Origin of the sequence: Alishewanella sp. BS5-314 (genome assembly GCF_025377695.1) — a bacterium.
In the GTDB taxonomy this organism is placed as follows: domain Bacteria; phylum Pseudomonadota; class Gammaproteobacteria; order Enterobacterales; family Alteromonadaceae; genus Alishewanella; species Alishewanella aestuarii.
Genome location: NZ_JACEHJ010000002.1, coordinates 1,486,857 through 1,509,125, shown reverse-complemented (window position 1 = coordinate 1,509,125; position 22,269 = coordinate 1,486,857). Strand labels below are relative to the sequence as shown.

General features: G+C 50.6%; 19 protein-coding genes and 1 other RNA gene. 11 read left to right on the top strand and 9 right to left on the bottom strand.

Annotated features, from left to right (window positions below; translation table 11 throughout):
- Positions 1–37 precede the first annotated feature (37 nt).
- Positions 38–2,044, top strand: a complete 2,007-nt coding sequence (locus tag H1D31_RS11405; RefSeq protein ID WP_261258685.1) for a PhoX family protein — start codon at positions 38–40, stop codon at positions 2,042–2,044.
- A 77-nt stretch (positions 2,045–2,121) separates the two neighbouring features.
- On the opposite strand, the gene serA is transcribed toward H1D31_RS11405, so the two are convergent.
- From serA to ssrS, 4 genes are all read right to left on the bottom strand, one after another.
- Positions 2,122–3,348, bottom strand: a complete 1,227-nt coding sequence (serA, locus tag H1D31_RS11400) for a phosphoglycerate dehydrogenase (protein WP_261258683.1) — start codon at positions 3,346–3,348, stop codon at positions 2,122–2,124.
- Between the two features lie 105 nt (positions 3,349–3,453).
- Entirely contained in the window at positions 3,454–4,110 is a 657-nt protein-coding gene (gene rpiA / locus H1D31_RS11395) for a ribose-5-phosphate isomerase RpiA (RefSeq protein WP_008951555.1), read from the bottom strand.
- 99 nt (positions 4,111–4,209) lie between these two features.
- Positions 4,210–4,794 (bottom strand): 5-formyltetrahydrofolate cyclo-ligase, encoded by a 585-nt coding sequence (locus H1D31_RS11390; RefSeq protein ID WP_261258680.1) that lies wholly within the window; start codon positions 4,792–4,794, stop codon positions 4,210–4,212.
- A gap of 40 nt (positions 4,795–4,834) precedes the next feature.
- Positions 4,835–5,018: non-coding RNA, 6S RNA (ssrS, locus tag H1D31_RS11385), on the bottom strand.
- Between the two features lie 141 nt (positions 5,019–5,159).
- On the opposite strand from ssrS, the gene H1D31_RS11380 reads away from it, so the two are divergent.
- From H1D31_RS11380 to gcvP, 9 genes are all read left to right on the top strand, one after another.
- The gene (locus H1D31_RS11380) at positions 5,160–5,741 is read left to right on the top strand and encodes a UPF0149 family protein (protein ID WP_261258678.1); all 582 of its coding nucleotides are present in this window, start codon (positions 5,160–5,162) and stop codon (positions 5,739–5,741) included.
- Positions 5,742–5,797: 56 nt separating this feature from the next.
- On the top strand, positions 5,798–6,376 hold the full coding sequence (locus tag H1D31_RS11375; protein ID WP_261258676.1) for a hypothetical protein: 579 nt from the start codon (positions 5,798–5,800) through the stop codon (positions 6,374–6,376).
- Positions 6,366–6,542, top strand: coding sequence for a hypothetical protein (locus tag H1D31_RS11370; RefSeq protein WP_008951558.1), 177 nt, complete (start codon positions 6,366–6,368; stop codon positions 6,540–6,542). The genes H1D31_RS11375 and H1D31_RS11370 overlap by 11 nt, the downstream gene beginning before the upstream one ends.
- Before the next feature lie 4 nt (positions 6,543–6,546).
- On the top strand, positions 6,547–7,854 hold the full coding sequence (gene pepP, locus H1D31_RS11365; RefSeq protein ID WP_261258673.1) for a Xaa-Pro aminopeptidase: 1,308 nt from the start codon (positions 6,547–6,549) through the stop codon (positions 7,852–7,854).
- Between the two features lie 57 nt (positions 7,855–7,911).
- The gene (gene ubiH, locus H1D31_RS11360) at positions 7,912–9,120 is read left to right on the top strand and encodes a 2-octaprenyl-6-methoxyphenyl hydroxylase (protein WP_261258670.1); all 1,209 of its coding nucleotides are present in this window, start codon (positions 7,912–7,914) and stop codon (positions 9,118–9,120) included.
- Positions 9,107–10,309: an FAD-dependent oxidoreductase gene (locus H1D31_RS11355; RefSeq protein ID WP_261258668.1), complete on the top strand. Its 1,203-nt coding sequence runs from the start codon at positions 9,107–9,109 to the stop codon at positions 10,307–10,309. The genes ubiH and H1D31_RS11355 overlap by 14 nt, the downstream gene beginning before the upstream one ends.
- A 341-nt stretch (positions 10,310–10,650) precedes the next feature.
- A complete protein-coding gene (gene gcvT / locus H1D31_RS11350) occupies positions 10,651–11,730 on the top strand; it encodes a glycine cleavage system aminomethyltransferase GcvT (protein WP_261258667.1) in 1,080 nt (359 codons plus the stop codon).
- Between the two features lie 132 nt (positions 11,731–11,862).
- Entirely contained in the window at positions 11,863–12,252 is a 390-nt protein-coding gene (gene gcvH, locus H1D31_RS11345; RefSeq protein WP_008951563.1) for a glycine cleavage system protein GcvH, read from the top strand.
- 79 nt (positions 12,253–12,331) lie between these two features.
- Entirely contained in the window at positions 12,332–15,223 is a 2,892-nt protein-coding gene (gene gcvP / locus H1D31_RS11340; RefSeq protein ID WP_261258663.1) for an aminomethyl-transferring glycine dehydrogenase, read from the top strand.
- A 433-nt stretch (positions 15,224–15,656) separates the two neighbouring features.
- Here the strand turns inward: gcvP and H1D31_RS11335 are convergent, their stop codons facing one another.
- The 3 genes from H1D31_RS11335 to H1D31_RS11325 all read right to left on the bottom strand — a co-directional run bounded on the left by H1D31_RS11335 (position 15,657) and on the right by H1D31_RS11325 (position 19,024).
- Entirely contained in the window at positions 15,657–16,136 is a 480-nt protein-coding gene (locus tag H1D31_RS11335) for a hypothetical protein (RefSeq protein WP_261258661.1), read from the bottom strand.
- Positions 16,126–17,010, bottom strand: a complete 885-nt coding sequence (locus H1D31_RS11330; protein ID WP_261258659.1) for an ATP-grasp domain-containing protein — start codon at positions 17,008–17,010, stop codon at positions 16,126–16,128. The genes H1D31_RS11335 and H1D31_RS11330 overlap by 11 nt, the downstream gene beginning before the upstream one ends.
- A 304-nt stretch (positions 17,011–17,314) precedes the next feature.
- Entirely contained in the window at positions 17,315–19,024 is a 1,710-nt protein-coding gene (locus H1D31_RS11325) for an ATP-dependent nuclease (RefSeq protein ID WP_261258656.1), read from the bottom strand.
- 384 nt (positions 19,025–19,408) lie between these two features.
- On the opposite strand from H1D31_RS11325, the gene nadS reads away from it, so the two are divergent.
- Positions 19,409–19,576 (top strand): NadS family protein, encoded by a 168-nt coding sequence (gene nadS, locus H1D31_RS11320; RefSeq protein ID WP_231728869.1) that lies wholly within the window; start codon positions 19,409–19,411, stop codon positions 19,574–19,576.
- A gap of 112 nt (positions 19,577–19,688) precedes the next feature.
- Here nadS and rsgA read toward each other — a convergent pair whose 3' ends face one another.
- Complete coding sequence (gene rsgA, locus H1D31_RS11315) at positions 19,689–20,729, bottom strand: ribosome small subunit-dependent GTPase A (protein ID WP_261258653.1); 1,041 nt, start codon at positions 20,727–20,729, stop codon at positions 19,689–19,691.
- A gap of 386 nt (positions 20,730–21,115) precedes the next feature.
- Positions 21,116–22,252, bottom strand: a complete 1,137-nt coding sequence (locus tag H1D31_RS11310; RefSeq protein ID WP_261258651.1) for an OmpA family protein — start codon at positions 22,250–22,252, stop codon at positions 21,116–21,118.
- Positions 22,253–22,269: the final 17 nt, after the last annotated feature.

Here is a 22,269-nt window from a genome sequence, read left to right as displayed (position 1 = left end):
CTGCGCCAATATGATAAATCACGCAGGAACCCTGACCATGACACAACCTAATCTCCCTGTTCAAATAGATAACTCCGGCCTGGAGCCCATCTCCAATACGTCTGCTAATCCGAGCTTTGGCGAGGTATTAGAGCAACGGATGGCGCGGCGCAGCTTTTTAAAAGGCAGTTTGGCAGCAGCCGTGTCCGGTATTATGGGCGTTGGCCTAACCGGCTGTAATAGCAGCGATACCGCTGAGCCTTTGCCACCGGTTAGTGTGATCCCGGCACCGGCTTTTTTGGGTTTTGCTGCTATTGCGGCTAACCGCCTTGATGGCATTACTGTGCCGGCGGGCTATAGTGCTAAACCTTTTCTGGCCTGGGGTACTCCTATCACCGGCACCTATCCGGCCTTTCTGGCGGATGCCAGCAACACGGCCGCCGAGCAGGCGATGCAAATGGGCATGAACCATGATGGCATGCATTTTTTCCCGATTGATGTGCGCAGCGGTGGTAATAGCTCCAGCGAAGGCTTGCTGGTGATGAACCATGAATATGTCGAGCCGAATGTACTGCATCCGCAAGGACCGGTATTACCACGCCCGGCCGAACAGGTGGCTAAAGAGCTGGCGGCGCATGGTGTCAGTGTGGTGCATATTGAAAAAGCGGCCAATGGTGACTGGCGGGTCGTCAGTAACAGCCCCTTTAACCGCCGCATTACCGGTGAAACACCTATGGAGCTGGCAGGCCCGGTACGAGGCCATGCCAAGGTGGTGACCAAATACAGTCCGGATGGCAGCCGTACCCGTGGTACCTTAAATAACTGTGCTCATGGTTACACGCCCTGGGGCACCTACCTGACGGCGGAGGAAAACTGGGCGGGCTACTTTATGAATAGCGATACTCCCCAGGTTCGTGAGCACCGCCGCTATGGCGTTGGTAGCAGTAACGGCCGCTATTTCTGGGAAACGGCTACGCCAGCTGCGGATCGCTACCAGCGTTTTAATGCATCGACATTAGCAGCCAGTGCCGCTGAGGATTACCGGAACGAACCCAATACCTTTGGCTGGATCGTTGAAATCGACCCCTTTAATCCGGACAGTGTGCCGCAAAAGCGCACCGCCCTGGGCCGCTTTGCCCACGAAGGTATCGTCTTTGCCAAGGTAACCGAAGGTGAGCCGTTAGTGGCCTATTCCGGCGATGATGCGCGGGATGAATATATTTACAAGTATGTATCGAAACAGCCGTACTTCCGTAATACTGCCGGCGGGCATCTGCTGAATGACGGTACCCTGTATGTCGCCCGTTTTAACGCCGATGGCTCTGGTGACTGGCTGGCGCTGGATATTAATAATCCCGAGTTTGCTGCCAAGGCCGCTCTGGCCGGCGTAAGCTTTAGCGATCAGGCCGATGTGTTGCTTAATACCCGCCTGGCCGCCGATATCGCCGGTGCGACCAAGATGGATCGGCCAGAGTGGGGCGCAGTGCATCCGGAAACCTCGGAAGTGTATTTTACCCTGACTAACAATACTAACCGTACTGCGGCGCAGGTTGATGCGGCTAACCCGCGCGCCAACAATGCCACTGGCCATATTATCCGCTGGAGAGAGCGCGGCACCCTGGCCTCAAGCCAGTTTAACTGGGATATCTTCCTGCTCGCCGGTGACGTTGGTACCGCTACACCGGGAACCAACCTGGTGTTAACGGCGGATAACCACCACGCCAGCCCCGATGGTCTGTGGTTTGATGATAATGGCTTACTGTGGATCCAAACGGATATGAGTGGCTCCCAGCAAAGCAGCGGCCCTTATGGTAACAATGCCATGCTGGTTGCCGATCCGGTGAGCCGGCAGATCAAGCGTTTCCTGGTGGGGCCAACTGACTGTGAAGTGACAGGGGTGATTATGACGCCGGATCAGCGCACTATGTTTGTGAATATCCAGCATCCGGGCGATCGTTCCAGCGTAACGAACTTTACCAGTAACTGGCCGGACGGTGGCAATAGCCGGCCGCGTTCAGCGACAGTGATTATTACCAAAGATGACGGTGGTATGATTGGGACCTAAGGTACTCCATTATTGACCGCACTAATAACACAGGGGGCCTTGGCCCCCTTTGTTATGTTGCGCGACTAAGTAAAACCTTAGTGTAGTACCCGCGCTCTTAAGGTACCCGGAATGGCTTTTAACTCATTCAGTGCCAGTTCGTGATCGGCCGAGTCAATATCAATCACCACATAACCAATTTCCTGCACAGTTTGCAGGTACTGGCCGGAGATATTGATATTATGCCGGGCAAAGGCTTCGTTGATCTTGGTCAGCATACCCGGTTGGTTTTTATGGATATGCAGCAGGCGTGAGCGGCCTTTATGCTCAGGCAGCGACACTTCCGGGAAATTCACCGCCGACAGCGTAGAGCCATTATCACTGTATTTCACCAGCTTACCGGCGACTTCAAAGCCGATATTCTCCTGCGCTTCCTGAGTCGAGCCACCGATATGCGGCGTTAAAATTACATTATCGAACTGGCGCAGTGGCGAGATAAATTCTTCGTCGTTGCCTTTAGGCTCTACCGGGAATACATCGATGGCGGCGCCGGCCAGCTTTTTGCTTTGTAACGCGCTGGTCAGAGCATCGATATCAACCACAGTGCCACGCGAGGCATTGATCAGGATAGCACCGTGCTTCATCAGCTCCAGTTCGGCTTCGCCAATCATATTTTTGGTTTGTGGCGTTTCCGGCACATGCAGGCTGATCACATCGGAAGTTTTCAGTAAGCTGCCTAAATCTACCTGTACCGCATTGCCCAGCACCAGCTTGTTTTCGATATCGTAAAACTGCACCCGCATACCGATATTCTCAGCCATAATGCCAAGCTGAGTACCGATATGGCCATAGCCGATAATGCCGAGCGTTTTACCGCGCGCTTCAAAGGAGTTATCGGCGGTTTTTAACCACTCGCCACGATGAGCCGCGGCATTACGCTGCGGAATACCGCGCAGTAACATAATAATTTGTCCCAGCACCAGTTCAGCCACCGAGCGGGTATTAGAAAAGGGCGCATTAAACACCGGGATGGCGCGTCTTAACGCCGCGTCCAGATCCACCTGATTGGTACCGATACAGAAGCAGCCGATCGCCACCAGCTTGGATGCTGCCTCTAACACCTTATCGGTAAGCTGGGTGCGCGAGCGAATGCCGATAAAGTGGGCATCTCTAATCCGCTCAATCAACTCGTCTTCCGGCAGCGAGGTTTTCAGATACTCGATATTGCTGTAGCCGTGATCTTTAAAGGTTTGTACGGCACTCTGGTGCAGGCCTTCCAGCAGCAGGATCTTAATTTTGTCTTTTGCCAGCGAAAATTTTTCCATGGTCACTTCTCTTGTGCTTAATATAAATGCTGCCCGGTTGTCTTCACTGCCCCTTAAGCGGGGCTATTGTTATAAAAACAGTTCTATCAAAAGCTTTGCTTAGTGTTAGCGCAGTACCTGAGTACCCTCAGCACTACCCACCAAGACCAGATCGGCGGCGCGAGCGGCAAAGATGCCATTGGTAACAACACCGACGATATTATTAATCTGCTGCTCCAGCGCTAACGGCTCGCTGATATGTAAACCGTGCACATCAATAATCAGATTACCGTTATCGGTGACCACGCCTTCGCGTACTACCGGTTTACCACCCAGTTTTGCCAGTTCGCGGCTGACATAGCTGCTGGCCATCGGGATCACTTCAACCGGCAGTGGGAACTTGCCTAATACCTCAACCTGCTTGGTACTATCGACAATACAGATAAAGGTTTTGGCGACGGCGGCGACAATTTTTTCGCGGGTTAAGGCGGCACCACCACCTTTAATCATCTGCTTGGCGGCGTTAATTTCGTCGGCGCCATCAACATAGACGCCAAAGCCGCTGATGCTGTTTAAATCCAGCACCGGAATTCCCAGTGCCTTTAAGCGGGCGGTAGATTGTTCAGAGCTGGAAACGGCGCCGGCGATTTGATCTTTGATCTCGGCCAGGGCGTCAATAAAGTGGTTTACGGTCGAGCCGGTGCCGACACCGACAATGGTCTGTGGCTCGATATAGGCCACGGCGGCGCGGGCCGCGTTGCGTTTCATTTCATCTTGCGTCATGGAGGGTTCGCTTTATGCGTTTAGCCATAAAGATGGATAGTATATCGGCTGCCAGAAAAAAAGACAGTGTTAGTTAGCGTGGATAATTTTCGGCAAAAACTAGCGGCTAAAACGCAGCAGCCGGCTGCCGGTTGCTACCGCATGCAGAGGCTGGTCCCAGGGCTCGACGGGTAACTGCGGCACTTGTTGGCAATCATGCGCCAAACCGATTAGCCGGCAATGATGATTGGCGGCTAACTGCGACAGGGTACGATCATAAAAGCCACCACCCATGCCAAGGCGTTGCCCAAGGCTATCGAACGCGACTAAAGGGGTAAAAATCAGATCCAGCTGCTGCACCGGCAGTAGTTCAGCACAGTTCAGTTTCGGCTCCGGAATACCAAAGCGATTGGGTACTAATGGCGTAGTCGGCTGATAATGCTGAAAAATCAGATAGCCGGCACAAAACGGGTGCAAAATAGGTAGGTACAGGGTTTTGCCGGCCTGCCATAAGGCCTGGATTAACGCCGTGGTATCAATCTCGCTGTCATTACTCAGATAGAGCGCGATATGTTGCGCCGCCAATACCTCAGCACAGGGTAGCAGTTGCCGCACTAATCCGATAGCAGCGTCCTGCTGCGCCTGATCGCTTAGCTGTTGCCGCCGGTTACGGATTTCAGTTCGTAGTTGTGCCCGATTTAGCAATGCAGAATCCTTGCTGTCAGGAAGAAGAGAGAGTGCAGAAGTGTTCTCCGAAGTTGCCGTGCCCTGTATCAGCCCTTGAACCCAAGGTTCAAGGCGGAACGCCAATGGCCACCGTAGGCTTCCCGGTACTAGCCGGGCCTGCACAAAAGCGACGCAGAAACATCCCTTAATAAAACAATTATCGGCTCAGGGACATCGACAAAACACGAACAACCCAGAGAACGCCCTCAGTATAACACCGCTTTTATCGCGATGAGAAACAAAGCCCGGCAAAAAGCGGCCAACTGCTGCTTGTTTAGGCACAGGTTGGCGTGGCTCTGTAGCAGTGGTAGCATAAGCAGATATAAGTAAATAAGGGGCACTGTATGCCATTATCACTGGTACAAAGCTATGAGCGCTGGAGCGCAGCCCTGGATGCAGCCTATGTGATGGCTTCGGCCGCAGAATTGCACGGTTTAATCAGTGGCCTGCTGTGTGGCGGTATGCCAGCCGATGCCAGCGAGTTTTTGCCGGTGCTGCACGACTTTTTAAATGACGGTCAGGCCCTGCCTCAGGCGCTAAAAACCGACGTGCAGCAGCTGATCAGCAATACCGCTCAAAGCCTGAGTGCTGCTGAATATGATTTCGCGCTGTTGCTGCCGCATGACGATGATGCACTGATCGAACGGCTGGAGGCGATGGTGGAGTGGGCGCAAGCTTTTTTAGTCGGTTTCTCGGTACAACAAACCGATTTATCGTTATTAAGCGAAGAAGTCCGCGAAGCCGTGAATCAGCTTAGCGAAGTGACTAAGGTTGACCTTAGTACGCAGGACGATGCCAGCGCCGAAGAAAACGAGGAAGCCTATTTCCTGGTACTGGAACATATCCGGCTGATGGTGTTTAGCTGCTACAACGAAGTCGGACAGCGGCCGGCGGTAAAGGGCCCGTTAAATAAAACACTACACTGAAAGCTCGTGTACTAAAATTGGGCAAGTTACTACCTGTATCCGAGGAAAGAGATTAGATGCCAACTTGCTGGATCATTGCTGGCCCGAATGGTGCAGGAAAAACGACTTTTGCGCTAGAGTTTTTGCCAAATGTTGTTCGCTGTCATCATTTTATAAATGCTGATTTGATCGCCGCTGGTCTTTCACCGCTGAATCCTGAAATTGAGCTGATGAATGCGAGTCGCATTTTCTTATCGGAGCTTGAAAAACGTATTCAGGCGTCAGAGTCCTTCGCATTTGAAACCACGTTAGCTGGCAAAACGTACTTAAAACTGGTGAAGAACTTACAAGCAAAAGGTTGGCGTGTTGAATTGATTTATCTAGCTTTACCTAGTGTTGACGTTTCTCTGCTAAGGGTGGCGGAACGTGTTGCACATGGCGGGCATAATATTCCAACCCAGGATGTAAGACGTCGCTTTCCGAGAAGTTTGTCGAATTTGCTTAATCATTTCGCACCTCTGGTTGATCATTGCCAGTGCTACTTAAATGCGAGTGATGAGCCGATATTAATTTTCGAGCAGTCGCAAAGTAGTCGAACAGTGCATGATCAAACCTTGTTCAAATTGCTGTTAGAGGAATCGTCAAATGAAAACTGAGCAACACGTCGAAGTACTTACCACAACAACGCACGATTCTCTGCGTCAGGCGGTAAAGAATGCATTGGACAAGAAACGAAAGCTTGGCCAATACAGTGTGCAATGGCGTAACAACAAAATTTTATTAGATGGTAAGGATTTACCATCCAGCGAACAGAGTTCTTAAGCTGATGCAAATCGAAGTCTATCAGCAGCGGCGTCAGCAACTGCTGGCGCAACTGCCAGAGCGCTCTGTGGTATTACTGAGTGCGGCCGCCGAGCAAACCCGCAGCCGCGATACCGAATATCCGTTTCGGCAGCACAGTGACTTTTGGTATTACACCGGCTTTAACGAGCCTGATGCCTTACTGATTTTAACTAAAACCTCTGCGGGCGAGTGTCGCAGCTTGTTGCTGTGTCGCGACAAAGATCCCTTTGCCGAAATGTGGCAGGGCCGCCGGCTTGGGCCCGCTGCGGCACTGACGACCCTGGGCCTAAATGCCATCAGTCTGAGTGAGCGTAGCGCCAGCTTGCAGCAAGCATTAAATGGCATGCAGGCGGTGTATCTGAATTTAGGTGATGAACCGGCATTACAGCAGGAAGTGCTGACCATTATGCAGGGGCTCAGACAGCGTGAAAAACGCGGTGAGCAGGCGCCGGTGGCGCTGATTGATCTGCGGCCTTATAGCAGCGAACAACGGCTGATTAAAAGTGCCGATGAAATTATGCTAATGCGCCGCGCCGGCCAAATCAGCACTCAGGCCCATCATCGCGCCATGCGCTTTTGCCATGCCGGCGGCTGGGAATATCAGTTAGAAGCCGAGATCCTGCATGAATTTGCGCTGCATGGTGCCCGTTTCGCGGCCTATAACACCATAGTCGGCAGTGGTGAGAATGGCTGTATTTTGCACTACACCGAAAATAGCAGCCAGCTGACTGACGGCGAGCTGGTATTAATTGATGCCGGCTGCGAGTTACAGGGCTATGCCGCTGATATTAGCCGCACCTTCCCGGTAAATGGCCGTTTTACCCCAGAGCAGGCGGCACTGTATCAGCTGGTACTGGATGCGCAGCTGGCTTGCATCGAAGCCGTTAAACCCGGTTGCACCTTTGCCCAGTTAAATGCCATTGCCGAGCAGGTGCTGACCAAAGGGTTGCTGGAATTAGGTATTTTGCACGGTGATTTGACCGAGCTCATAACCAGTAAAGCCTGTAAGCAGTATTTTATGCATGGTATAGGCCATTGGCTGGGGCTGGACGTACATGATGTCGGCGCCTATAAGGTCGCTGGTGACGATCGGCCGTTTCAACCCGGCATGGTGCTGACGATTGAACCCGGCCTGTATATCGCACCGGGTAGCGAGGCGGCCGAAAAATGGTGGGGCCTGGCAATCCGGATCGAAGATAATATTCTGGTGACCGCGGATGGCCATGACAACCTGACTGCTGGCTGTGTCAAAGCCCTGGCGGAAGTGGAAGCTCTGATGGCCAATCGTTAGCCTGGCGCTCTGACAGTAATCAGTAACAGCACAAATACACAACAAATAAGGTAAGCCGTGCAAGCAACAAGCACTACCACAGTCGATTTTGATCTGGTGATTGCCGGCGGTGGCATGGCCGGCTCGATGCTGGCGCTGGCATTATTGCGTCAGGCGCCGGTATTAAAGGTCGCGATTATCGAGCAGGCTGAAACACCGGTATCCAAAGCCAGTTTTGATAGCCGCAGTATTGCGCTGGCGGCGGCCAGTGTCGAATTATTACAACGCTGGCAACTCTGGCCGCAATTGGCCCAGCAGGCCTGCCCAATCAAAACCATAGCGGTATCTGATCGTGGCCATTTTGGCAAAACCTGGCTTAGCGCTGACGAATACCGTTTGCCCGCCCTGGGGCAGGTGATTGAAGTCGAGCATATTGGTGCCGCGCTATATCAGGCGTTAGCCGAGCATCCTAACTTAAGCCGGCTACAGCCGCGCAGCATCGCCGCCATCGACAAACAGCAAGCTTGGCAACAGCTAACCTTAGATGACGGCAAGAGTGTGAGTACCCGCTTACTGGTGATCGCCGAGGGCGGTGCTTCCAATACCCGGCAGCTGGCCGGTTTTAGTTTAACAGAGCAGCCTTATCCGCAAGCGGCCATTATCGCTAATCTGGCGCTTAGCAGTGCGCATCAGTATAAGGCGTTCGAGCGCTTTACCGAGCATGGCCCTATTGCCTTACTACCGCTGACCCAAAACCGCTATTCGCTGGTCTGGACGGTGCCGCCGGAGCAGGTGCCGCTGTTACTGGCACTCAGTGACAACGAATTTTTAGCGCAAATTCAACAGGCTTTTGGTTATCGGGCCGGCGTCTTTTCGGCGGTGGGCAGCCGTGCCGCTTACCCGCTGGTGTTAAAGCAAAGCCAACAGGTGGTGAATCACCGCACCGCACTGTTAGGTAACAGCTTACATAACCTGCACCCTATTGCCGGCCAGGGCTTTAATCTGGCACTGCGAGATATTGCCTGTTTAAGCCAGCTGCTGGCAGAACAAGGTTTAGCCGATGCCGGTGGCTATGCGCTGCTGCGTGCCTATCAGCAGCAACGCCAGGCCGATATGCAGCAGGTGATTTGGCTGACCGACGCCTTAGTGCGCACCTTTTCTAACCGTTCACGCCTGGTGGCGCTGGCGCGTAATCTTGGCCTGACGGCGATGCTGCTGTGCGATCCGCTTAAGACGCCACTCGCGCGGCAAACTATGGGTTATGGAACTCGTTATGCAAAATCTTGATGTCACCATCGTTGGCGCCGGTAGTGCCGGCTTAACCCTGGCGCTGTTATTGGCAGAGCTGGGCTTAAAGGTGGCGCTGGTGGAAAAGGGCGCCGAGCCACTGCCGGCAACCCCTGCCTATTTGCGCGTAAGCGCCCTTAATCCGGCCTCACAACGGGTGCTTGCCCATTTAGGCGTGTGGGATGGCATAGCCGCGCAGGCCGCTGCTTATCAGCACATGCAGGTGTGGGATGCCGACAGCTTTGGCCGCATTCATTTTGCCGCCGAGCCACCACAGCCGGCCGATTTAGGCTGGATCTGCGATAACGAAGCGATTCGCCAGCAGCTGTATCAAAAAGTACAGCAACAGCCGGCGATCCACTGTTATTTCGCTGCCCAAATTCAGCAGTTAGTGCAATCTGAACGAGAGGTGCTGCTGCAACTGAGCAGTGGCGAGATCTTACTCAGCGAATTACTGGTTGGCGCCGATGGCGTAAATTCATACGTGCGCCAGCAGTTACAGTTACCCCTGACGCACTGGGACTATCAGCAGGATGCGATAGTGGCGGTGATCCACTGCGATGAACCACATCAGGCGACGGCGCGGCAGGTGTTTTTACCGACCGGGCCGCTGGCGCTGCTGCCGCTGCCGGATCCTAAGCATTGTTCTATTGTCTGGAGTGCCGAAACCAGCCGTGCCAGCGAACTGATGGCGCTGGATGATGCTGCCTTTGCGCGCGCCCTGACCGCTGCCAGCCAAAGTGTCTTGGGTTGTTTAACGCTGACAACAGCGCGCAGTGTGCATCCGCTAAGGATGCGTTATGCCAGTGATTGGGTGCGTGGCCGTGTGGTGCTGGTGGCCGATGCAGCACATAGTATTCATCCGTTGGCCGGGCAGGGCATGAACCTGGGTTTAATGGATGTGACTGCCTTGGCCGAATTGTTAGGCAAACAACAGCAGGCGGGCAAGCCGCTATTTGCCCCCCGCGTGTTACAGGCGTATCAGCGTTGGCGTAAGGCCGAAGCGCAAAGCATGATCGCGGCGATGGAAGCTTTCAAACGTGGTTTTAGTAATGAGCAGCCGGCATTAAAATTTTTGCGCGGCGCAGGTTTGCTGCTGGCCGATAAACTGCCTTTTGTTAAACAGCAGCTGATGGCGCAGGCGCTGGGTAATAGCGGTGATTTACCGGCTTTAGCCAAACCAAATTGAGAGCTCTTAACCGGATTAGTCTAAGCCAAGTCTTGAAGGCATGGATGCCTGAATGAAGCCTACAGGGATGTATTTACGGCGTCTTGGCGTGATTAATCCGGTTACGGGCACTGAACCATATTTTGCTGTCATAAATTTGCCTTAGTTTTTTTGGTAACCCCGGCTGTCGCATTACAAAAAGTAATCCAAATTGGGCTGTTTGCTGGCGGGGGTATCGGGTATAATCGAGCAGTATTTTTTAGTCAGACTGATAGCAATATTGCGTAATAGGCTGATAACAAAGGTTTATTTGCCAAGCTCAATATTAAGCTGCCGGCCCGCATAATAAACAGGAAAAAATAATGGCTCAAAAAACCGCGTTACACGCCAGCCATCTGGCTGCTGGTGCGAAAATGGTCGATTTCTTCGGCTGGGAAATGCCAATTAACTACGGCTCTCAGATTGAAGAACACCACGCCGTCCGTCAGGATGCCGGCATGTTCGATGTGTCGCATATGACCATTGTTGATTTAACCGGTGCCAATACCCGTAACTTCCTGCGTTATTTATTAGCCAACGACGTTGCCAAACTCACCACCCCCGGCAAAGCCCTGTACAGCGGCATGTTAAACAGCACCGGCGGCGTAATTGACGATTTAATCGTGTACTTCCTACAAGAAGATTTCTTCCGCTTAGTAGTGAACTCTGCCACCCGCGAAAAAGACTTAGCCCATATCAACGCTGAAGCCAAAGCCTTTAATGTTACGGTAACCGAGCGTCCGGAATTTGCGATGATTGCCGTGCAGGGCCCGAATGCCAAAGCCAAGGTGGCAACCTTATTAACGGCTGAGCAGCAAGCGGCCGTCGCCGGCATGAAGCCATTTTTTGGCGTGCAGGCGGGTAACTTATTTATCGCTACCACCGGTTACACCGGTGAAGACGGTTACGAAATTGCGCTGCCAAACGAGCAGGCGGCAGACTTCTGGCAACAGCTGGTAACTGCCGGCGTCAAACCCTGTGGTTTAGGCGCCCGCGACACCCTGCGCTTAGAAGCCGGTATGAACCTGTACGGTCAGGATATGGACGAAACGGTATCACCACTGGCCGCCAATATGGGCTGGACCATTGCCTGGGAGCCTGGCGATCGTAACTTTATCGGCCGCACCGCGCTGAAGCAGGCCAAAGCCGCCGGCACCGCTAAGCTGGTGGGTTTGGTGATGGAGCAAAAAGGGGTATTGCGCCATGGTCAGAAAGTGATTACTGCTGCCGGTGAAGGTGAAATTACCTCTGGTACTTTCTCGCCGACGCTGGGCTTTAGTATTGCGATGGCGCGGGTACCTGCCGCGACCGGCGATACCGCAGAAGTGGATATTCGCGGTAAACTGGTGCCGGTAAAAGTAGTAAAACCGGCCTTTGTGCGCATGGGTAAAAAACTGGTCTAAGCTTTATAGCTGGCCAAAAATAATACAATAACGATGCCGGCCTGCTGCCGGAAAGACCAGAGAGGCTTCACCTGGCCGTGCCTGTGCTAACAGGGCGGCAGGTGGCAAGAACACACAGCTAAGGAACTTACAATGAGCAACATTCCTGCAAACTTAAAATACGCATCCAGCCACGAATGGCTGCGCGCTGAAGGCGATGGCATCTACACCGTAGGTATCACTGAGCACGCTCAGGAATTACTGGGTGATATGGTATTCGTAGAATTACCGGAAGTGGGCGAAACGGTAGGCCAGGGCGATGATTGCGCCGTTGCAGAATCAGTAAAAGCGGCGTCAGATATTTATGCGCCGGTTTCAGGTGAAATTGTTGCCGTAAACGATGCCCTGAGTGACTCGCCAGAGCTGGTAAACAGCAGCCCGTACGAAGATGGCTGGATGTTTAAGATTAAAATCGCAGACGAAGCTGAGCTCGGCGCCCTGTTAGACGCCGCCGGTTATCAGAGCGCGATTGACGAAGCTTAATATTACGGCAGATCCTGCCACCCTAAAGCCCCGTAGATAACGGGGCTTTATGTTAGAAAGCACTACCAGGATAATGAGCATGACCCATACCGCTGTGAAAACCCTGACGCAACTTGCGAAACACGACGAATTTATCCAGCGCCATATTGGCCCGGATGCTGCCGAAACTGCGGCTATGCTGCAGGAACTTGGCGTAGACAGCATCGAGCAGCTGATTGCGCAAACCGTGCCGCAGAGCATTCGCTTGCCAAAACCTTTGGCCATTGGCGACAGCCGCACTGAAGTAGACGCCCTGGCGTATTTAAAGGCTGCTGCGTCAAAAAATAAAATGTATAAGTCTTACATTGGTATGGGTTACCACCCAACACTGACCCCGCATGTTATTTTACGTAACGTGCTGGAAAACCCGGGCTGGTACACCGCCTACACGCCATACCAGCCGGAAATTGCCCAGGGCCGTTTAGAGTCGCTGTTAAACTTCCAACAGTTATCTTTAGACTTAACTGGTATGGAACTGGCCAGCGCCTCGCTGCTGGACGAAGCGACCGCTGCTGCCGAAGCCATGGCCCTGGCCAAGCGCGTGACTAAGAGCAAGTCTAACCTGTACTTTATTGCCGACGACGTGCACCCACAAACCATCGACGTGGTAAAAACCCGCGCCGAAATGTTTGGTTTTGATATTGTGGTGGGTAAAGCCAGCGAAGCCGCTGAGCAGGACGTATTCGGTGCCTTGTTACAGTACCCAACCACTAACGGTGATATCCGTAACGACAGCGCCTTAATTGCCGCGCTGCAGGCGAAAAAAGCCATTGTTGCAGTAGCAACAGACCCAATGGCGTTAATGCTGTTAAAAGCACCGGGCGAGCTGGGTGCCGATGTCGTATTAGGCTCTATGCAGCGCTTTGGTGTGCCAATGGCCTTTGGTGGCCCACACGCTGCCTTCTTCGCGACCCGCGATGCCTATAAGCGCTCTATGCCAGGCCGCATTATCGGTGTGTCGAAAGATCGCCGTGGCAATCAGGCACTGCGTATGGCAATGCAAACCCGCGAGCAGCATATCCGCCGCGAAAAAGCGAACTCCAACATCTGTACTGCCCAGGTATTACTGGCCAATATCGCCTCCTTCTATGCCGTGTACCATGGCCCGCAAGGCTTAAAAGATATCGCCGAGCGCATTCACCGCAGCGCCGATATCTTCGCTGCTGGCTTAAAAGTCAAAGGCGTTGCCCTGGTCAATAGCCACTGGTTTGATACCGTTACCTTTAAAGTTGCCGATCGCGCTGCTGTTGTTGCCCGCGCCTTAGCAGCAGGTGTTAACCTGCGTACGGACGTGGCCGATAGCCTGGCGGTAAGCTTTAGCGAAGCCACTCAGGCTGCGGATATCGCACAGCTGTTTGATATCGTATTAGGCGCCGGCCATGGCGTAGACGTAAATGCCTTAGATGCACAGATTGTTGCTAATGGCTCAGCCTCTATCCCGGCCGACTTAGTACGCACCTCTGCCGTATTAAGCCACCCGGTATTTAACCAGTATCACAGCGAAACTGAGATGCTGCGTTATATCAAAAAGCTGGAAAACAAAGACTTAGCGCTGAACCACTCGATGATTTCGTTAGGTTCATGCACGATGAAACTGAACGCCACCGCTGAGATGATCCCGATCACCTGGCCAGAGTTCGCGTCTCTGCACCCGTTCGTGCCACGCGATCAGGCCGAAGGTTACTACCAGATGATCAACGAGCTGGGCGACTGGCTGGTCAATATCACGGGCTACGACACTATCTCGATGCAGCCAAACTCAGGCGCTCAGGGCGAGTACGCCGGTATGGTGGCCATTCGTAAGTACCACGAAAGCCGTGGCGAAGGCCATCGTAATATCTGTTTAATTCCGGTATCGGCGCACGGTACTAACCCGGCTACTGCGGCCATGACCAACTACGAAGTTGTGCTGGTAGACTGCGATAAGTCAGGCAATATCGATATGGCCGACTTAAAAGCCAAAGCAGCCGAAGTCGGCGATCGCTTAGCGGCCATTATGGTAACTTACCCGTCTACGCACGGTGTATTTGAAGAAACCATCGCCGAGCTGTGTGAGGTGATCCACTCCTACGGCGGCCAGGTGTATATGGACGGCGCCAATATGAACGCTCAGGTGGGTTTAACCTCGCCAGGCTTTATCGGCTCAGACGTATCGCACTTAAACCTGCACAAAACCTTCTGTATCCCGCACGGCGGTGGTGGCCCGGGTATGGGCCCAATCGGCGTGAAGAGCCATTTAGCGCCGTTTTTACCTAACCATGCGGTCGTAAAAATCGACGGCACCGGCGCCAGCAATGGTGCAGTATCGGCAGCACCTTTTGGTAGCGCCGGCATTCTGCCAATCAGCTGGATGTATATCGCGATGATGGGTAGCGAAGGCTTAAAACAAGCCACTGAATTCGCGATCCTGAACGCTAACTACGTTGCTAAAAAACTGAACCCGCACTTCCCGGTGCTGTATGTCGGTACCCATGGCCGCGTGGCGCACGAATGTATTATCGACATTCGGCCATTAAAAGAAGCCAGCGGTATTACCGAGATGGATATCGCCAAGCGCTTAATGGACTTTGGTTACCACTCACCAACCATGAGCTTCCCGGTAGCCGGCACGCTGATGATTGAACCAACCGAATCAGAAAGCAAAGCCGAGCTGGATAAGTTTATCGAAGCGATGACGACCATCAGAGCCGAAATTGCCAAGGTAGAAGCGGGCGAGTGGACTGTGGATAACAACCCACTGGCTTACGCCCCCCACACCATGGCCGACATTCTGGACCCAAGCTGGGATCGCGCCTACGAGCGCACCTACGCCGCCTTCCCGGCGCAGTTTGTGGCAGAAAACAAGTTCTGGCCAACGGTTACCCGTATCGATGACGTCTACGGCGACCGCAACCTGATGTGTTCATGCCCAAGCCCGGAGGCTTACCGGTAAGATTTACTGCGTAAGTTAAGCTTGTCTGAAAACCCGACCTTGTGTCGGGTTTTTTATGGCTCGCCAGCACTGGTTTGATGTTAACAGTTTACGAGCGCCCCCTTAAGTTATCTTTGCTGCGCAGATCCTAAACAGAGCAGGACTGCGAGGGAATGCTGACGAACAGTGTGAAAGCAGCCAAAAAAGTGAACAATAAGAAAGCGACCCAAAACCGGGTCGCTTTTTGCGTTTATAGGCTGCCACTATTAAAAGCCACCTCGGGCTAAATCCTAACTCTGACGCTAACCCGCACTACGACTCCGGTATGCTTGCGTACCGGAGTCGCGATCTGCGATGGTGATTTAGGTGCTAGAGGTAGATGTGTAGTTAATCTTTAAACTTAGAAAGGTTGCTTTGAGCGTTGCGGGCATAAATCGGTATTTTCTAATTGCTTTTACGAAAATTTACATATTCCATAGTAGAAATAAATGTATGATAATATTACAAAAAAAATAGCTGCCACATTAAAAACCACTGAGAAAGAATAATGATCTTCAATAAGAAGCTTTCTTGAGACGTATGTGCATGCTGCTGCTAAACAAGACCACATTACACCTATAGAGAAATCTAAAATCGTATGAGCGAAGGAATTAACAAAAATATCTTTATCAGAAATTTTGGAAAATAATCCCATGAGAGCAACGGCAGCTCCACCATTCAAAAGGATCGACATTTTAATAGTTACTTGCCCTAAGGTAATAACTGATTCTTCGTAAGTTTTTAAAAGGCTATTTTTTGTTGCGAGCAATTCTAAAACAAGCTTGCTCTGCATCTCTTTCTCTTGTTCTGAAAAGTTATCATTTTTATATATTTCTGATAATTTTAATGAGCAGTTTTCAAAGTTTTTTTTCAATTTTTTGTATTTAGCTTGCATAACAAAACCTATCGATAAAAGTGGCCAAAACGGACTTGATACTAAAGTTTTTAGAATTTGAGGTTTTTAGAGCGTTTAGAGCAATAATTTTTTCTTGAGTCTTCATAGACAATAGCGAAAAATAGACAAGCGGAGAAATATGCGTTGTTACTCGTTGCATTTCTACTATTGCCATGGGTGCATCATCATCGGCATTTGTTAATGTTTCCATAAGCCAAATGATGTCTATGTTTTTTTCAATATTGTCATGTAAAGACGCCCAGAGCCTTGGGTTAATATCAATAACATATACTTCATCGCCTCTTAAAATAAAGTCGATGTTTAGAGGCCCACACCAGCCTATAATGTTAACTAATTCAATTGCAGCTTTTTTGATCATGTCTGATTTACTTTCAGTTTTAAGCACTGAAATCCCTGTTTTCGGCCATCTTGCGAGGCTTATAAAGGAATCATAGAAAAACACCTTTCCGTTCTTAGAGATTATGTTTGCACTGATTTCTATTCCTTCTATTTTAGGCTCATAATAGAAATGCTCTGACAATCCTCTTGATGTATTAAGTTTAACTTGAAATGGCTTAGAATGTTTTCTTGGCTTCACATAAAACGGTGTTTGAGGTTCAAATGGAAAAAGCTGCGAAGCGGGCATTTTAAAATGCTCTCCTTTTATATTTTTTGAGGCATTGTACCGGTCTTCTATTTTTATAAAGCTATCTAAGCTAGGTATTAAAGATGTAAAAAGAGATTTCATTTTTGCATGGTTATTAATTACAAGCTTAGTTTCGTTCCAGCATGGAATGACAAACAATTTTTTTTCAGAGTGGAATCTCGAAATTATAGAAGAAAACAACTCATTAAAAGATTCTGGGTTTTTCAAGGTGCATCCATAGCTATGATGTTCAACTGCCTCGTAGTAATATTTGTTTCGTTTAAATTTATTTCTACCGAGTAAAATAAAATTTCTGCCACTTTTGACCAAGTTCTCGATAAGAGCTTCCGCGAGAAGCTTGTGGCTTCCAGAGACTATATATAGAGTTCTATTTTCTATCATTGGGTAGTTCTGTAATACTAATATGGAAGAGGTTAACTTAACATAAACCGAACGTCTCGTATTGGCACTGACCTGTCTTAACTACTCGACGGCAGCTACGAACGAATAACGGACATCAACAAATAAGAAGTCATGTGTCAGCGAGCTCACGAACAAAATTCCGAGCCGCTTCAAGTTCTGGATCGGTTGATAAATCACGTGTTAATACTGCGTTTACCCATTTGGGACCATGTCCGCCTTCGGTTCGGGCATAGCCTTCAAGTTCCCCAACCTCAACAACAAAGAGTCCACCAGCACGCAGCTTTGCCAGCAACCGCTCGCAAGCCTTTGAAGGGTCTCCCGAAGGAACGAATGACTTTCCAACAAGCTTTGCGTGTGCCCAAGGTGATGAACGTTTCAAGATCGCTTGAATATCGGATTTCATTCTCGGCGGGAACGTAGGTGTGGTAATGGAAGAAAGAAGGGCGCCAATCTCTTTCTTTACATCGTCGGTATTAAGGTCTGGCTTCTTGCTGTCAACGGCATATTTAACGATTTTCCAATCAGCCTCTATCTCTTGCCAATCGATGCCCAGAGACTCAGAAATCGATTTTAATGGCTCTTTCTCTGACAATACATCGAAATCTGCGACTGCTCGGACAGGCACATCCACCTCTCGGAGTGCCCGAACTACAACTGACAGTCTAGCCTTTCCACCACAATGAGTGAACATCAAGTCCGGTCGTTTAGCATCTTCTGATTTGTTTAACATAATGGCATCGAGGACAGCCGAGTAAAAGCGACAATCAGCATCAGCCTCGCATACGATAACACTTTCGTGAAAGAGTCCATCAAGTATGTTGGAATACCGCAGCAGCGGATCCCCCCATAATTCCTTGATCCGCTCGTTGCTTAAAAGCCGAACAGTGTTCTTTTCTCCATTTCTTCGAATTCTAATTACTCTAGTATCAGTGCTCTCTGCATCAAGCACGCCACGCAAGATATCGGTACTATGTGTTGCTATGAATAGTTGACGTTCTTTGTTTCGATTCTGAACAAGAGTAGTGCCGAGTAAGCGGGCTTGTGGCGGATGCAAAAATGCTTCTGGTTCATCGATCAGCATTATGCTTTCGCGCCCTACAGAGGTTGCCAAGAGCACACCTGCAAAACTACGCATCCCATCGCCTTGAGTGTGTAACGTAGGAAGCTTTTCTAGTCTTTCTATGTAACTAACGCTAACTCTGTCTTCCCCATCCTCGGGTATCGGACGTTCGCCAATGTGCAGTGGGACTTGGTTACCGGCATTACGATGCACAACAAGATCCACACCAAATGCTTTTCGAAACTTCGTGCTCAAGCTACTTTCTAGCTTGTCGTCACGAAGCAAGAAATGAATCGGATGGCTGGGGTTATCTCGGGCGAGAGCTATGTTTCCAGGAGGATTACAAATTTGAAGTCGTTCATCTGCCGACAGTAATTGACAAAACCAACGTGAGAGTTGACCTAGGATATGATCTGAACGTTGCCATTCAGTGTGAGCCTGACTTTGGTGGACTGCATGTCCAAGTGCTTGAAATATTGGGTTGTCTGGTGGAGAGCCGAATTGTTGTACAGTCCAACCTGAAAGCCAAACTTTGAATGCATCCAAGCTACCAGTTCGCTGAATTTCGAGACTCTGTAACACCGGACTCTTGTGGGCTCCATTCTGTAACTTGTCCCTTATTGCTCGGAGGGTTGCGCTTTTTCCAGCGTTGTTCGGTCCGACAACGAGAACTACATCATTTACCGCAATTGGTACTGTTTTATCATCACTAAAAGTAAGGCTGGTAATTGCTACTCTGGGCGAGAATGGATCATCCATTGATTCAATCCTTAATTGCTAAAGTCCATTTGACGGATTACCCGTATTTGTCCCCGAGTTAACCTGCCTTTTTAATTTAATATACAGAACATTACACCGCTTCTTCAAAACTCACAACAACATAAAGCTACGGATATTCGATGTGCCAGCTATCAATGCAGATTATTTCATACAACTAGCGTTGGCGACATTAGAATGCGGGTAGGATATTTCTACAGTGTCTAAAATTCGATGAAGGTTAGGAACGTCCGCTATTGGCACAAATCAGCATTTCTTCGCCACAGCATTGTTTACATACCACGGCCAAGGTTTCTACCCCACCATCGCAGGACCGACTCCGGTACGCAAGCATACCGGAGTCGAGGGATCGTGTAATGACTAAGAGTGCGGCTAGCGCCAACGCAGGCGCAATTAGCGCAGGCACTGGGTACCAGCGTTGATACCATTAAAAGCTGGGAAAGCAAGCGGCGTAACCCAACGGGTTTGGCGGCGAAAGTGCTGGCGACGATTCAGGATAACCCGGAGTTTTATCGCCAACTGGCTGAGCATTAAATTTGTTATCTCCGGGATTCAAGCCATCGTTGGCCTTGCTGTAGTATCGCGATCCAAGATTGCAACGCCGGCTTGGCAAGCAAACCGGCGTTGCTGTTAGGTGACTAAACCGCTAGTCAGCGTATTTCTTGGCTTTAAGTGACGTTACCGACTTAACCAGCTTACTAAACTGCCGCTCTTTTTCTCGCCGCTGATGTAAAGAGGCCGCATTACGTGCTTGTTCGGCATTAAGTTTCCGGTAGTTGGCGAGCCGTCTGGCGTCTAACTCCCCCCGCGCGATAGCCTGTTGTACCGCACAGCCTGGCTCAGTCTGATGCTGGCAGTTGCTAAAGCGGCACTCGCTGGCCAAGGCATCAATGTCGGCAAAGGTGCGGCGAATACCGGCATCGCAGTCTGTCAGTTGCAGTTCACGCATACCAGGTGTATCAATGAGTGCCGCGCCGGCGGCAGTAAAATGCATCGAGCGGGCGGTGGTGGTATGCCGGCCTTTGCTGTCATCACTGCGGATAGCCGCGGTTTTTTGTGCCGTATTGCCGGTCAGGGTATTTACCAGGGTTGATTTACCCACGCCAGACGAACCTACTACCGCCAGCGTATTACCAACCCGGCACCAGTGCTGTAATTTGCTACTGCAACTGCTGTCGAGGGCATTTACAACCTCGACCAGCAGCATAGGGTCAAGCTTAGTAACCTCTTGGATATAGGCGTCCACATCGGCGCAAAGATCTGCCTTGGTCAGCACCAATAACGGCTCGGCACCGGCTTCGTGCGCCAGTGCCAGATAACGCTCGATACGGCTTAAGTTAAAGTCGTGGTTTAACGAGCAAACAATAAGCAGCGTATCAACATTAGCGGCGATCAGCTGTTCGGCCAGCTGGTTACCGGCGGCTTTACGTTTAAACAGCGACTTTCGTGTTAATAAGCGGATAAAACCGCCGGCTTGATCCAATAGCAGCCAATCGCCAATCGTCATCGCAGGTAAGGCCAGGCTGGTGGTTAAATGGCAAGGCCCTTGCTCAGTCATTAGCTGATAACCACTGCGGTGATGCGCTGTGACGCGGGCGATAAGCGCCTGTTCAAATTCTGCCAGCGACAGTTGTTGTTGAAAAAAGGCTTGCCAGCCCAGTTGTGGTAAAGTTAAGGCTAAGTTCATTGCATTTCCTTCTGCGCACAGCTAAGCACTGCGCGCACAGTAAAAATGGTGAGGAACTCTGGAAAAGTTAAGGTAACCCGAATGGGTTTTCAGAGATCCCGGTCAGCAAACACCGGGCTAAGGCAGGTGAAATTAAAAAGCGAAAAGTTTAACTTACGCCGCAGCCTTCGCCGGGTGGGTAATTACTGCAATCATCAAACTCTCCTTCTTAATTTAGAACACGGTAAAATTATAGCAGCAGTAAATTGATTTAGCTATTTGGCGATGGGGGAGGCAGAAGGTTATTATTTTAAGTAAGGTGTGCATTTAACATTTTAGGTTGCGACTCCGGTTCGGCAAGCAAACCGGAGTCGGGGTGAGCGGCATATTAGTGTGCAACTCGGTTCTTACTCAACGATGATCTCAAACAAACCCCGCATATTAGCTTTGGCTGCATCTGAGCGCAGCGCCGAGGGTTTTGCCTCGTATTCTGCCGGATTACTTGCACCAAAACCGATCGTTTTAAAGCGGTTAGCATTAATGCCTTCACTTACCAAAAAGGTTTTGATCGACTCTGCCCGTCGTTCACTTAATGCCTGATTATATGCGGCAGTACCACTGGCCGAAGTATAGCCGGCGATACGAACCCGTGCCCGAGGGTTGGCTTTAAGGGTTGCGACATGTCGGCGCAAAATGACTTTAGTGTCAGGGGTGAGTTCTGCCGTATCAAAGTTAAAATGGACATCCTCCAGCACTAATACTTCTGGCTCTGCCGTCACTGGGGCCGGCCGCGGTGGCGGGGCGACAGGCTGTCTGATCACCGGCACTGGCTCGGGTGCAGCAGCAGGGACATAGCGGTCCTCAGTGCTGCCAAATCGATAAATTAAACCTAGCGAGTACAAATCCATATCGCCGTGGTTACCGATTAAATCATCCATCCGATAGCGTTCGGCCTCTAATCTCATGGTAAAGGCATCAGAAATATTGTACTGCAGGCCCAGGCCATATTTGTGTTTAGTGTAATCGTCATCCTGATTACTTGCGGCGCTGTTAACTAAACCGTTACTGTTAAAGCGGGTTTTGGTGTTGTTGTGGGTTACACCCACTCTGGCCAGTGCCGACCAGCGTAAAGACAGGGGTAGCATCGCCACCAAATCCAAATTCCAGCCTTTTAAGCCGGTTTCACCGGCATAATCTGATACGGGCAAGGTTGCGGCTTTAAAGCCAAAACTCCCTAAGTCAAAGTAGCCACCTTCCAGCGCGAGATACTGTGTAAATTTGTAGCCGGTATAGAGTTTATAACCGAAGTGGCGAGTGTCTTCAGTGATTGCAGATACCGCAAAACCGCTTCGCTCCAAATTGGCCCGGATACTGTTGCTATCAATATTGGCAGTGGATTGCCCCAGATTAACGCCGATAAACCAACCATTTTCCAGGTAATCCTGACCGGTATTGGCCTGGCTGTTAAAGGCCAGTAACACCGGTAAACAACTACAGACAACGAACAAGTTATTATGACGCTTTACTATTAATGAGTTTTTCATTTTTGTATCCTTTTTAA

What these genes read in the sequence shown, in the direction of transcription:
- H1D31_RS11405 (WP_261258685.1), top strand. Translation starts at nt 38, where the DNA reads ATGACACAACCTAATCTCCCTGTTCAAATAGATAACTCCGGCCTGGAG.
- serA (WP_261258683.1), bottom strand. Translation starts at nt 3,348, where the DNA reads ATGGAAAAATTTTCGCTGGCAAAAGACAAAATTAAGATCCTGCTGCTG.
- rpiA (WP_008951555.1), bottom strand. Translation starts at nt 4,110, where the DNA reads ATGACGCAAGATGAAATGAAACGCAACGCGGCCCGCGCCGCCGTGGCC.
- H1D31_RS11380 (WP_261258678.1), top strand. Translation starts at nt 5,160, where the DNA reads ATGCCATTATCACTGGTACAAAGCTATGAGCGCTGGAGCGCAGCCCTG.
- H1D31_RS11375 (WP_261258676.1), top strand. Translation starts at nt 5,798, where the DNA reads ATGCCAACTTGCTGGATCATTGCTGGCCCGAATGGTGCAGGAAAAACG.
- H1D31_RS11370 (WP_008951558.1), top strand. Translation starts at nt 6,366, where the DNA reads ATGAAAACTGAGCAACACGTCGAAGTACTTACCACAACAACGCACGAT.
- pepP (WP_261258673.1), top strand. Translation starts at nt 6,547, where the DNA reads ATGCAAATCGAAGTCTATCAGCAGCGGCGTCAGCAACTGCTGGCGCAA.
- H1D31_RS11355 (WP_261258668.1), top strand. Translation starts at nt 9,107, where the DNA reads ATGCAAAATCTTGATGTCACCATCGTTGGCGCCGGTAGTGCCGGCTTA.
- gcvT (WP_261258667.1), top strand. Translation starts at nt 10,651, where the DNA reads ATGGCTCAAAAAACCGCGTTACACGCCAGCCATCTGGCTGCTGGTGCG.
- gcvH (WP_008951563.1), top strand. Translation starts at nt 11,863, where the DNA reads ATGAGCAACATTCCTGCAAACTTAAAATACGCATCCAGCCACGAATGG.
- gcvP (WP_261258663.1), top strand. Translation starts at nt 12,332, where the DNA reads ATGACCCATACCGCTGTGAAAACCCTGACGCAACTTGCGAAACACGAC.
- H1D31_RS11335 (WP_261258661.1), bottom strand. Translation starts at nt 16,136, where the DNA reads ATGCAAGCTAAATACAAAAAATTGAAAAAAAACTTTGAAAACTGCTCA.
- H1D31_RS11325 (WP_261258656.1), bottom strand. Translation starts at nt 19,024, where the DNA reads ATGGATGATCCATTCTCGCCCAGAGTAGCAATTACCAGCCTTACTTTT.
- rsgA (WP_261258653.1), bottom strand. Translation starts at nt 20,729, where the DNA reads ATGAACTTAGCCTTAACTTTACCACAACTGGGCTGGCAAGCCTTTTTT.
- H1D31_RS11310 (WP_261258651.1), bottom strand. Translation starts at nt 22,252, where the DNA reads ATGAAAAACTCATTAATAGTAAAGCGTCATAATAACTTGTTCGTTGTC.